The 12432-nt window shown below is 63.1% G+C and carries 11 protein-coding genes; 2 read left to right on the top strand and 9 right to left on the bottom strand.

Translation table 11 applies throughout. From position 1 onward, the window contains the following. Positions 1-155: 155 nt before the first annotated feature. Together ACK6AU_RS29500 and cysS are read left to right on the top strand one after the other, a co-directional pair. Positions 156-1853, top strand: coding sequence for a glutamine--tRNA ligase/YqeY domain fusion protein (locus ACK6AU_RS29500; RefSeq protein ID WP_409303158.1), 1698 nt, complete (start codon positions 156-158; stop codon positions 1851-1853). Positions 1854-1871: 18 nt separating this feature from the next. Beyond that, a complete protein-coding gene (gene cysS, locus ACK6AU_RS29495; protein WP_409303156.1) occupies positions 1872-3254 on the top strand; it encodes a cysteine--tRNA ligase in 1383 nt (460 codons plus the stop codon). 69 nt (positions 3255-3323) lie between these two features. Here cysS and ACK6AU_RS29490 read toward each other — a convergent pair whose 3' ends face one another. From ACK6AU_RS29490 to ACK6AU_RS29450, 9 genes are all read right to left on the bottom strand, one after another. Next, positions 3324-3641, bottom strand: a complete 318-nt coding sequence (locus tag ACK6AU_RS29490; protein ID WP_085598525.1) for a DNA-binding transcriptional regulator — start codon at positions 3639-3641, stop codon at positions 3324-3326. Between the two features lie 218 nt (positions 3642-3859). Further along, entirely contained in the window at positions 3860-5323 is a 1464-nt protein-coding gene (nuoN, locus tag ACK6AU_RS29485; RefSeq protein ID WP_185698997.1) for an NADH-quinone oxidoreductase subunit NuoN, read from the bottom strand. A gap of 7 nt (positions 5324-5330) precedes the next feature. Next, positions 5331-6863: an NADH-quinone oxidoreductase subunit M gene (gene nuoM, locus ACK6AU_RS29480; RefSeq protein ID WP_185698998.1), complete on the bottom strand. Its 1533-nt coding sequence runs from the start codon at positions 6861-6863 to the stop codon at positions 5331-5333. Between the two features lie 39 nt (positions 6864-6902). Further along, complete coding sequence (gene nuoL, locus ACK6AU_RS29475) at positions 6903-8756, bottom strand: NADH-quinone oxidoreductase subunit L (RefSeq protein WP_022639654.1); 1854 nt, start codon at positions 8754-8756, stop codon at positions 6903-6905. Further along, positions 8753-9061, bottom strand: a complete 309-nt coding sequence (nuoK, locus tag ACK6AU_RS29470) for an NADH-quinone oxidoreductase subunit NuoK (protein WP_022639653.1) — start codon at positions 9059-9061, stop codon at positions 8753-8755. Before nuoK ends, nuoL begins: the two co-directional genes overlap by 4 nt. 4 nt (positions 9062-9065) lie before the next feature. Next, positions 9066-9566 (bottom strand): NADH-quinone oxidoreductase subunit J, encoded by a 501-nt coding sequence (gene nuoJ, locus ACK6AU_RS29465; RefSeq protein ID WP_185698999.1) that lies wholly within the window; start codon positions 9564-9566, stop codon positions 9066-9068. A 9-nt stretch (positions 9567-9575) separates the two neighbouring features. Beyond that, positions 9576-10124, bottom strand: coding sequence for an NADH-quinone oxidoreductase subunit NuoI (nuoI, locus tag ACK6AU_RS29460; protein WP_022639651.1), 549 nt, complete (start codon positions 10122-10124; stop codon positions 9576-9578). Positions 10125-10135: 11 nt separating this feature from the next. After that, positions 10136-11143 carry an NADH-quinone oxidoreductase subunit NuoH gene (nuoH, locus tag ACK6AU_RS29455; RefSeq protein ID WP_185699000.1) on the bottom strand — a complete coding sequence of 336 codons (1008 nt, stop codon included), beginning with the start codon at positions 11141-11143 and terminating at the stop codon, positions 10136-10138. Then, positions 11140-12432 (bottom strand): molybdopterin-dependent oxidoreductase (locus ACK6AU_RS29450; protein ID WP_409303152.1); only part of this gene is annotated, 1293 nt, incomplete at its 5' end. The genes ACK6AU_RS29450 and nuoH, both read right to left, overlap by 4 nt.

Genomic DNA, 12432 nt, shown 5'->3' with positions numbered 1-12432 from the left:
AGCCATGAATTTCGAGGTGGTTTTTTAACGGGCCTGCTATTAATAGCCGCAGTTTTAAAGCTGCGCTCTGTCAGGCACTTGACAGCATCGGCTATGATATCCGTTTTGATTTATCAGGCCGCATCCGGCCGCGCACTTGTACGTTCAAGGATCCTATGAGCAAGCCCACTGTCGACCCTACCTCCAATTCCAAGACTGGACCGGCCGTACCGGTCAACTTCCTGCGCCCGATCATCCAGGCGGACCTGGACTCGGGTAAACACACGCAGATCGTGACCCGCTTCCCGCCGGAGCCCAACGGCTACCTGCACATCGGTCATGCCAAGTCGATCTGCGTGAACTTCGGCCTGGCCCAGGAATTCGGTGGCGTCACCCACCTGCGTTTCGACGACACCAACCCGGCCAAGGAAGACCAGGAGTACATCGACGCCATCGAGCGCGACGTCAAGTGGCTGGGCTTCGAATGGGCCGGTGAAGTGCGCTATGCCTCGCAATATTTCGACCAGTTGCACGATTGGGCAGTGGAGCTGATCAAGGCGGGCAAGGCCTATGTCGACGACCTGACTCCCGATCAGGCCAAGGAATACCGTGGCACCCTCACCGAGCCGGGCAAGAACAGCCCGTTCCGCGAGCGCTCGGTGGAAGAGAACCTGGACTGGTTCGCCCGCATGAAGGCCGGCGAGTTCAAGGACGGCGAGCGTGTATTGCGGGCCAAGATCGACATGGCCTCGCCGAACATGAACCTGCGCGACCCGATCCTCTACCGCATCCGCCATGCCCACCATCACCAGACCGGCGACAAGTGGTGCATCTACCCGATCTACGACTTCACCCACGGCCAGTCGGACGCTATCGAAGGCATCACCCATTCGATCTGCACCCTGGAGTTCGAAAGCCATCGTCCGCTGTACGAGTGGTTCCTGGACAACCTGTCGGTGCCATGCAAGCCGCGCCAGTACGAGTTCAGCCGGCTGAACCTGAATTACACCATCACCAGCAAGCGCAAGCTCAAGCAGCTTGTGGACGAAGGCCACGTCAACGGCTGGGACGATCCGCGCATGTCGACGCTGTCGGGCTTCCGCCGTCGTGGCTACACCCCCAAGTCGATCCGCAACTTCTGCGAGATGATCGGCACCAACCGTTCCGACGGCGTGGTGGATTTCGGCATGCTCGAATTCAGCATCCGTGATGACCTCGACCAGAGCGCCCCGCGTGCCATGTGCGTGCTGCGCCCGTTGAAGGTAGTGATCACCAACTACCCGGAAGGCCAGGTCGAGAACCTCGAGCTGCCGCGTCACCCGAAAGAAGACATGGGCATGCGCGTGCTGCCGTTCGCCCGTGAAATCTACATCGATCGCGACGACTTCATGGAAGAGCCGCCAAAAGGCTACAAGCGCCTGGAGCCGGCCGGTGAAGTGCGCCTGCGTGGCAGCTACGTGATCCGCGCCGACGAGGCGATCAAGGATGCCGATGGCAACATCGTCGAACTGCGCTGCTCCTACGATCCGGACACCCTGGGCAAGAATCCGGAGGGCCGTAAGGTCAAGGGCGTGATCCACTGGGTGCCGGCCGCCGCCAGCGTCGAGTGCGAAGTACGCCTGTACGATCGCCTGTTCCGTTCGCCGAACCCGGAGAAGGCCGAGGACGGTGCGAGTTTCCTGGACAACATCAACCCTGACTCCCTGCAAGTGCTCACTGGTTGTCGTGCCGAACCCTCGTTGGGCAACGCACAGCCGGAGGACCGTTTCCAGTTCGAGCGCGAAGGCTACTTCTGCGCGGATATCAAGGACTCGAAACCAGGTGCCCCGGTATTCAACCGTACCGTGACCCTGCGCGACTCCTGGGGTCAGTGATTCAGTCAAGGAACTAACGTGCTAACGATCTACAACACGCTCACCAAGAGCAAAGAAGTCTTCAAGCCCCTGGATGGCAACAATGTGCGCATGTACGTGTGCGGCATGACCGTGTACGACTACTGCCACATCGGCCACGGCCGCAGCATGGTCGCCTTCGACCTGGTGACCCGCTGGTTGCGTTTCAGCGGCTACAACCTGACCTACGTGCGCAACATCACCGATATCGAAGACAAGATCATCAATCGGGCGCGGGAGAACGGCGAGCCGTACAACGCCTTGACCGAACGCATGATCACGGCCATGCACGAGGACGAGGCCCGGCTGAACATCAAGAAGCCGGACCTGGAACCACGGGCCACGGATCATATCCCGGGCATGCTGAGCATGATCCAGACCCTGATCGACAAGGGTTATGCCTACGCACCTGGCAATGGCGACGTGTACTACCGCGTCGCCAAGTTCATGGGCTACGGCAAGCTGTCGCGCAAGAAGATCGAGGACCTGCGCATCGGTGCGCGGATCGAGGTCGACGAAGCCAAGCAGGACCCGCTGGACTTCGTCCTGTGGAAGGCCACCAAGCCGGGCGAGCCGAGCTGGGAGTCGCCGTGGGGCGCCGGGCGTCCGGGCTGGCATATCGAGTGCTCGGTGATGTCCACCTGCTGCCTGGGCGAGACCTTCGACATCCATGGCGGCGGCAGCGACCTGGAGTTCCCGCACCATGAGAACGAGATCGCCCAGAGCGAGGCGGCCACCGGCAAGACCTACGCCAATGCCTGGATGCACTGCGGCATGATCCGCATCAATGGCGAGAAGATGTCCAAGTCCTTGAACAACTTCTTCACCATCCGCGACGTGCTCGACAAGTACCATCCGGAGGTGGTGCGCTACCTGCTGGTGTCCAGCCACTACCGCAGTGCGATCAACTACTCGGAAGACAACCTCAAGGACGCCAAGGGCGCCCTGGAGCGGTTCTACCACGCGCTCAAGGGCTTGCCTAAAGTGGCCCCGGCCGGCGGCGAGGCCTTCGTCGAGCGTTTCACCCAGGTGATGAACGACGACTTCGGTACCCCGGAAGCCTGTGCCGTGCTGTTCGAGATGGTGCGCGAGATCAACCGCCTGCGTGAGAGCGATCTCGACGCGGCGGCTGGCCTGGCGGCCCGCTTGCGGCAACTGGCCGACGTGCTGGGCGTATTGCAACTGGAGGCCGAGGACTTCCTGCAGGCCGATGCCGGTGGTCGGGTCGATGCGGCGCAGGTCGAGGCGCTGATCCAGGCCCGCCTGGCGGCCCGGGCCAACAAGGATTGGGCCGAGTCCGACCGGATCCGCGACCAGATCACCGCCATGGGCGTGATCCTGGAAGACGGCAAGGGCGGCACCACCTGGCGCCTGGCTGACTGAGCCCTGGTTCGCAAGCAATAAAAAACCCGCCTCGTGCGGGTTTTTTATTGGCTGCGGGAAAAAGCCCCCTCAGGTCAGCGCAGCCAGGCGCTGCATGGTATCCGGGAAGCGTTCGACCAGGCGGATCAAGGTGGTGGCCTGGGCACTGGGAGTGGCGCGGCCTTGTTCCCAATTCTCCAGGGTACGGGTGTTGGTGCGCAGGTACATGGCGAATACCGAGCGCGACAGGTTCAGTCGCTGGCGGACCTTCAGGACCTCGGCAGCGCTGATGGGCGGCAGCTTGGCGAGCTTCACCTGCTGGCTGCGCAGGGTGATCTTGCCCTGGCGCTCCAGGGTGAGGGCCTGGACGCCCTCCAGTGGCTCGGGAAAGATCTCGTGTCTGCTCATTGCTTCTGTCCTCGACCTCATTTTCCAGAGATGCTCCGGCTCGTTGCCAGACCGAGGGGATAGCCTAGGACGGGGATCCGCAAGCGGCTTTCGGAATCAATCGCCGGAGCGCCAGGGAGGATTCCGAGTATTGATGGGAAGAGGGGAGGGCGGGGCGCCTGAAATGCAAAACGGCACCCGAAGGTGCCGTTTTGTGTGGAGCGTTGTCGCTTGGGCGATCAGCCCGCCAGGCCGGAATGCTGGACCAGGGTCAGCAGTGGCTGCGGGTACACACCGAGGAAGAACGCCAGCACCGCGATGGCCAGCAGCATGACACCACCGGCTTTCTGCTCCCAGTGCAGCTGGGCATCGACGCGACGCAGGTTCGGCTCGATCAGGTACAGGGTGACCATCACGCGCAGGTAGTAGAACACGCCGATGGCACTACCCAGGATCAGCGAGCCCACCAGCCACCATTGGTGCGCTTCGACACCGGTGGCGATGATGTAGAACTTGCCGATGAAGCCTGCGGTCAGCGGGATACCGGCCAGGGACAGCATCATCACGGTCAGCACGGCGGTCAGGTACGGACGGCGCCAGAACAGGCCGCGATATTCGTACAGGGCGTCGGCGTCGCGGCCTTTGTAAGGCGAGGACATCAGGGTGATCACGCCGAAGGCGCCGAGGCTGGTGATCACGTACGTGACCAGGTACACGCCGATGGCTTCCATCGCCAGGCCCTTGCTCGCCACCAGGGCGATCAGCAGGTAACCGAAGTGAGCGATGGACGAGTAACCCAGCAGGCGCTTGAGGTTGCTCTGGGTCAGCGCCAGCAGGTTACCCACCAGGATCGAGGCAATGGCGATCACGGTCAGGACGTTGCTCAGGACGCCGCTGCTGGCCACTGGCGACAGCTGGAACAGGCGCACCAGCACCGCGAACACCGCGACCTTGCTGGCGGTGGCCAGGAAGGCGGCTACCGGGGCAGGAGCCCCTTCGTAGACGTCCGGGGTCCACAGGTGGAAAGGCACCAGCGACAGCTTGAACGCCAGGCCGACCAGCATCATGCCCAGGCCCAGCTGTGCCAGCGGGCTTGGCAGGCCGGTGGCCGCCAGGGCCTGGCCGATGCCGCTGAAGCTCAGGCTGCCGGCTTCCGCGTAGAGCAGGGCCATGCCGAACAACAGGAAGCCCGAGCCGGCGGCCGACAGCACCATGTACTTGATGCCGGCTTCCAGGGAGCGCTTGTTGAAGAAGGCATAGGCCACCAGGCCGTAGACCGGTACCGACAGCAGTTCCAGGCCGATGAACAGGCCGGCCAGGTTCTGCGCGCTGACCAGCACCAGGCCACCTGCGGCGGCCAGGAGGATCAGCAGGTACAGTTCTTCACGGTTGCCCGGGTAACCGCTGCTGCCGTCGCCCAGGTAGGCGTGGGCCAAGGTCACGCAGGCCAGGGTGGCCACCAGGATCAGGGCCATGTAGAGGCAGGCGAACTGGTCGATCTGCAACAGCGGCGTGACCGCGATGGGTGCCACTTTCAGCACCGGGAAGATCGACAGCAATGCCAGGTTCAAACCCGCCACCGAGAGGAGGAAGGTCTGGGCGTGATTGCGACGCCAGGCGATCGCCAACATCACCACCACAAGGGTGGCGCTGGTGATCAACAGCGGCGCCAGGGCGATAAAGTGTTGAATCGTAAAGTCCATAGCGCTCTTACCGGGCCGAAGCGAGTTGAGTGAAGGCGGTGCTGAGCCATTGCTGCACGCCATGCATGGTGGCGGCAGAGGTATCGAGGAACGGTTGCGGGTACACGCCGATGTAGATCAGCAGTACCGCCAGTCCCAGCACCATGATCAGTTCGCGAGCATCCATGCCGTGCAGCACGGCGTCCGACTTGGACGGGCCGAAGTAGGCACGGTGGATCATGATCAGCGAGTAGACCGAGCCGAACACCAGGCCGGAAGTGGCGATCGCGGTGATCCATGGCGCACTGACGAAGGTACCGATCAGGATCAGGAACTCGCCGACGAAGTTGCCGGTGCCCGGCAGGCCCAGGGAGGCGGCTGCGAAGAACAGGCTGATGGCCGGCAGGTAGGCGATACGCGACCACAGGCCGCCCATTTCACGCATGTCGCGAGTATGGGTGCGCTCGTACAGCTGGCCGCTGAGGATGAACAGCGCGGCTGCCGAAACACCGTGGGCCAGCATCTGGATCACCGCGCCCTGCAGGGCTTGCTGGCTGCCGGAGTAGATGCCGATCAGCACGAAGCCCATGTGGGACACGCTGGAGAAGGCGATCAGGCGCTTGATGTCGGTCTGGGCGAAGGCCAGGAAGGCACCGTAGAAAATCCCGATCAGGCCCAGGGTCATGGCGATCGGTGCGAACTCCGCCGAAGCGTTGGGGAACAATGGCAGGGCGAAGCGCAGCAGGCCATAGGCCGCAGTCTTCAGGAGGATACCGGCCAGGTCCACGGAACCGGCGGTCGGTGCCTGGGCGTGAGCGTCAGGCAGCCAGGAGTGGAGCGGCACCACTGGCAGCTTCACCGCGAAGGCGATGAAGAAGCCGAGCATCAGGATGTACTCGGTGGCAGTGGACATCTTGGTCTTCAGCAACTGGGCGTAATCGAAGGTGATCACCCCGGTGTTGTTGAAGTTGACCAGCACCAGGCCCAGGATCGCCACCAACATGATCAGGCCGGAAGCCTGGGTGAAGATGAAGAACTTGGTCGCCGCATAGATCCGGGTCTTCTTGCCATCGGCCGAGCTATGACCCCAGAGCGCGATGAGGAAGTACATCGGCACCAGCATCATTTCCCAGAAGAAGAAGAACATGAACAGGTCCAGCGCCAGGAACACGCCGACGACGCCGCCCAGGATCCACATCAGGTTGAGGTGGAAGAAGCCCACGTGGCGCTCGATCTCTTTCCAGGAGCAGAGTACCGAGAGGATACCCAGCAGGCCGGTCAGCAGGATCATCAACAGCGACAGGCCGTCCAGGGCCAGGTGCACGTTGATGCCGAAGCGCTGGATCCACTGGTGCTTGAACTCGATGGCCCAAGTCGGATCGACGCCAGGCGCCGGAGCAAATGAATAGTTACCGTGGGCCCACAGCCAGAGGCCGAGGGCGAGTTCCAGGGTCATGGTCAACAGCGCAATCCAGCGGGGGAGGGTGGCGCCGAAGCGCTCACCCAGCCAGCACAGCAGGCCGCCGATGAAGGGGATCAGGATTAGCCAAGGCAGAATCATGACGGGCTCAATTCCTTTCGCAAGTTCGCAAGGTTCATATCAGACCGCTACCAGCACGACGGCGCCGATGACCAGCACGGCACCGGCAGCCATCGAGGCGGCGTACCAACGCAGTTGACCGGTTTCGGTACGGCTCAGGGAGTTGTGGCCCCCCTTGGCCATACGCGGGATCAAACCGATGGTCTGATCGAGCGGGTCCTTGCGCAGTACATGGCTGATCGCCAGGTATGGCTTGACGAACAGTTTGTCGTAGATCCAGTCGAAGCCCCAGGCGGCGAACCACCAGGCCGAGAGCAGACGCCCGATGCCGCTGTTGGCGATGGCGGTGACCACGCGACGCTTGCCAAGGAACAACAGGGCGGCCAGCAGGATACCGGCCAGGGCGATGGCGCCCGAGGCGATTTCCAGGCTGTGCTTGGCTTCGCCGCCAGCATGGCCGGCGCTCAGGGGCAGCACGCCGTGCAGGGGCGGAGTGATCATCGCGCCGATACCGGTGGACAGCACGATCAGCACCACCAGCGGCAGCCAGTGGGAAATGCCGTGGCCGGCGTGGGCTTCGGTCTTGGCTTCACCGTGGAAGGCGATGAAGATCAGGCGGAAGGTGTACAGCGAGGTCATGAACGCACCCACCAGGCCGGCATACAGCAGGCCTTGGTTGCCGCTGGCGAAGGCTTCCCAGAGGATCTCGTCCTTGGAGTAGAAGCCGGCGGTGACCAGGGGCAGGGCCGCCAGGGCCGCGCCACCGACGATGAAGCTGGCGTAGGCCAGGGGCAGTTTCTTCCACAGGCCGCCCATCTTGAAGATGTTCTGCTCGTGGTGGCAGGCCACGATCACCGCACCGGAGGCCAGGAACAACAGGGCCTTGAAGAAGGCGTGGGTCATCAGGTGGAAGATCGCGCCATCCCAGGCGCCCACGCCCAGGGCCAGGAACATGTAGCCGATCTGGCTCATGGTCGAGTAGGCGAGGATGCGCTTGATGTCGGTCTGTACCAGCGCGGCGAAGCCGGCCAGGACCAGGGTCACGCCGCCGACCAGGCCCACCAGGTGCAGGATTTCCGGCGCCAGGGTGAACAGGCCGTGGGTACGGGCGATCAGGTAGACACCCGCGGTCACCATGGTCGCGGCGTGGATCAGTGCCGAAACCGGGGTCGGGCCCGCCATCGCGTCCGCCAGCCAGGTCTGCAGCGGCAGCTGGGCCGATTTACCGACGGCGCCGCCGAGCAGCATCAGGGTCGCCAGGGTGATCCAGAAATCACCGGCCTGGAACTTCTGCGGCGCTGCCACCAGCAGTTCCTGGACGTTCAGGGTGCCCAGTTGCTGGAACAGGATGAACAGGCCGATGGCCATGAACACGTCGCCGATACGGGTGACGATGAAGGCCTTGAGTGCGGCGTTACCGTTGTTGCGGTTGCTGTAGTAGAAACCGATCAACAGGTACGAGCACAGGCCCACGCCTTCCCAACCGAAGTAGATGAACAGCAGGTTATCGCCGAGGATCAGGAACAGCATGCTGGCGATGAACAGGTTGGTGTAGGAGAAGAACCGCGAGTAGCCGGCTTCGCCACGCATGTACCAGGACGCGAACAGGTGGATCAGGAAGCCGACGCCGGTCACCACGCCAAGCATGGTCACCGACAGGCCGTCCAGGTACAGGGTGAAGTTCGGCGCGAAGCCGTCCACCGACATCCACTGCCACAGCAGCTGGCTGTACGCGCCGCCTGCTGGCGGGGCGACATTGAACTGCCAGATCACGTAGGCGGCGGTGGCGGCCGAGAGGCCTACCGAGCCGACACCGATCAGCGCGGACAGGTTCTCCGAGAACCGCCCGCGGGAGAACGACAGCAGCAGGAAGCCGATCAGGGGGAAGACGAAAGTCAGGAAGAGAAGGTTCATCCGCGCATCTCACTGGCAGCATCGATGTCGAGAGTGTGGAAGCGGCGATACAGCTGCAGCAGGATCGCCAGGCCAATGCTGGCCTCTGCGGCTGCCAGGCTGATCACCAGGATGAACATCACTTGTCCATCCGGCTGCGCCCAGCGGGCGCCAGCGACGATGAAGGCCAGTGCCGAGGCGTTCATCATCACTTCCAGGCTCATCAACACGAAGAGGATGTTACGGCGGACCATCAGGCCGACCAGGCCGAGGCAGAACAGGATGCCGGCAACCGCCAGCCCATGCTCGAGAGGGATAGTAGGCATCGTATTACTCCTTCGCCTCGTTGCGGCCCAAGTGGAACGCCGTGACGGCTGCGGCGAGCAGCAGCATCGAGGCGAGTTCGACCACCAGCAGGTAAGGACCGAACAGGCTGATGCCCACGGCCTTGGCGCCTACGGTGGTTTGACCGACGCCGGCACCGCTCTGGTGGCTGAACAGGACGTACAGCAGTTCGACCAGCAGCAGCGCAGCGAGGATCACCGGCCCGATCCAGATGCCCGGCTTGAGCCAGATACGCTCTTGCTGGACCGCAGCCGGGCCGAGGTTGAGCATCATCACCACGAATACGAACAGCACCATGATGGCGCCGGCGTAGGCGATCACTTCCAGGGCGCCGGCGAACGGCGCGCCGAGGCTGAAGAAGGTCATCGCCACGGCGATCAGCGAAATGATCAGGTAGAGCAGGGCGTGCACAGGGTTGGTATTGGTCACCACACGAAGCGTGGAGACCACCGCAACACCTGACGCGAAATAGAAAGCGAATTCCATCGTTCTTCCTTAAGGCAGCAAGCTCTTCACGTTGATCGGCTCGGCTTCGTTCTGCGCGGTGCCTTTGGGCTTACCGGCAATGGCCATGCCTGCAACACGATAGAAGTTGTAATCAGGGTTCTTTCCGGGACCGGAGATCAGCAGATCTTCCTTCTCGTAAACCAGGTCCTGACGTTTGAACTCGGCCATCTCGAAATCCGGTGTCAGCTGGATCGCGGTGGTCGGACAGGCTTCCTCGCAGAGACCACAGAAAATGCAGCGCGAGAAGTTGATGCGGAAGAAGTCCGGGTACCAGCGACCGTCTTCGGTTTCAGCTTTTTGCAGCGAGATGCAGCCCACCGGGCAGGCCACCGCGCACAGGTTGCAGGCTACGCAGCGCTCTTCGCCGTCGGGATCGCGGGTCAGTACGATGCGACCACGGTAGCGGGGCGGCAGGTACACCGGCTCTTCCGGGTATTGCAGGGTGTCGCGCTTGCGAAAGCCATGGCCGAAGACCATGACCAGGCTGCGCAACTGGGTACCAGTACCCTTCACGATGTCGCCAATATATTTGAACATGGGTCAAATCCTCACTGGGCCGCAACGGCTGGCGCGTTGTAGAGCACGAGCGCAGCGGTCACCAGCAAATTGATCAGGGTCAGCGGCAGGCAGAACTTCCAGCTGAAGTCCATCACCTGGTCATAGCGTGGGCGCGGGATCGAGGCGCGCAGCAGGATGAACAGCATGATGAAGAACGCGGTCTTCAACGCGAACCAGACGAAGGACAGTTGCGGCAGGATGCCGAACGGACCGTGCCAGCCACCGAAGAACAGGGTGACCAGCAGTGCCGAGATCAGGATGATGCCGATGTATTCGCCAACGAAGAACATGCCCCACTTCATGCCGGCATATTCAATGTGGTAACCGTCGGCCAGTTCCTGTTCCGCTTCGGGCTGGTCGAAGGGGTGACGGTGAGTCACGGCCACGCCTGCGATGAAGAAGGTACAGAAGCCGAAGAACTGCGGAATGATGAACCACAGGTTCTGCGCCTGGTAGTCGACGATGTCGCGCATGTTGAACGAACCGACCTGGGCCACGATGCCCATCAGCGCCAGGCCCATGAACACTTCGTAGGACACGGTCTGGGCCGAGGCACGCAAGCTGCCCAGCAGGGCGAACTTGTTGTTGCTCGACCAGCCGGCGAACAGCACCGCATAGACCGAAAGGCCGGCCATGGCGAAGAAGAACAGCAGGCCGATGTTCAGGTCCGCGACACCCCAGGTCGGGGTGATCGGGATGATCGCGAAGGCGATCAACAGGGCGCTCATGGCCACCACCGGTGCCAGGGTGAAGATCACCTTGTCGGCGAACGGCGGGGTCCAGTCTTCCTTGAAGAACATCTTCAGCATGTCGGCGGCGATCTGGAACATGCCGAACGGGCCAACGCGGTTCGGACCGTAGCGGTCCTGCCACCAGCCCAGCAGGCGACGTTCGACGAAGCTCAGCAGCGCACCGGCGATCACCACCGCCAGCAGGATGACGATCGCCTTGACGACCGTGAGGATCACGTCGATCACTTCAGGGGTAAACCAACTCATTGCGCCGCCTCCTGCAGACCGTCAACGGATTTGCCTGCGAACGCCGGAGGAATTCCGGCCAGGCCGACTGGCAGGGCCACCAGGCCGGCACCCAGCTCTTCGTTGATCCGCAGCGGCAGGCGCAGGGTCTGGCCAGCCAGGTTGATCGCGAGCATGGCGCCATCGTTGACGCCCAGGCGGTCGGCCTCGGACTTGGCCAGGGCCACGTAGGCGGCTGGAATGCGTTCTTGTATCGGAGCGGCCTTCGAGGAGTTCTCCTCGCTGCCGAACAGGTGGTAGAACGGCACGGCCTGCCAGGTGCCCTGGGCTGGGGAGAAGGCCTTCGGTGCGCTGGCGAACCAGCTCAGGCGATCGCCCTGGCTTTCGATCAGGCGGGTACCCGGGTCGCCGGCGCGCAGGTGGCCGCCGACTTCATCCTGGAACTTGTTCCAGGCTTGCGGCGAGTTCCAGCCCGGCGACCAGGCGAATGGCACTTGCGAGCGCGGTTCGGCGGAGCCCGAGTAACCTTCCATGGAGTAGGCGAAGGCGGTATCCGGGTCTTGCGATGTACGCGGTTCGTGCACGCTCTGGTTGGCGCGCATGGCGGTCCGACCGCTGTAGCGCAGCGGTTCGCGCGCCAGCTTCAGGCCCTTGATGCGGAACGCGGCGGACGGCGCGGCATCGACGATGCTGGCCAGTTGCGCGTTACTCGCGGCGCAGGCAGCGGTCACCTGGTCCAGCTGGGTCCAGTCGACCGGCTTGTTCAGCAGGGTGCTGCGCAGGGCGTGCAGCCAGCGCCAGCCTTCGTGGACCATGATGCTGGCGTCCAGGTAGGTCGGGTCGAAGACCTGGAAGAAGCGCTGGGCGCGACCTTCCTGGCTGACCAGGGTGCCATCGCCTTCGGCGAAGCTCGCCGCCGACAGCATCAGGTGCGCGCGTTCCATGGTAGCGGTCTGCTGGTGGTCGGCCACGATCACCACCTTGGCGGCGTTCAGTGCGGCATCCACCTTGGCGGCGTCGGTGCGGGTGTACAGGTCGTTTTCCAGGACCACGATGGCGTCGGCACGGCCGTCGATCACCGCTTGCAGGGCCGCGTCCACCGATTCGCCACCGAGCATGGCCAGGCCGAGGCTGTTGGCCTCTGGCACCACCAGGCTGATGGAGCCGGCCTTGTCACGCAGCTTCAGGGCCTTGGCGATGTTGGCCGCGGCCTCGATCAGTGCCTTGGAACCCAGGGAAGTACCGGAAACGATCAGCGGGCGCTTGGCGGCCAGCAGGGCATCGGCGATGCGCTGGGCCAGTTCCTGGGC

Origin of the sequence: Pseudomonas sp. KCJK8993, assembly GCF_046230915.1 — a bacterium.
Classification (GTDB): domain Bacteria; phylum Pseudomonadota; class Gammaproteobacteria; order Pseudomonadales; family Pseudomonadaceae; genus Aquipseudomonas; species Aquipseudomonas piscis.
The sequence above is the reverse complement of the archived record's forward strand: the minus strand, read 5'-3'. Positions and strand labels throughout refer to the sequence as shown.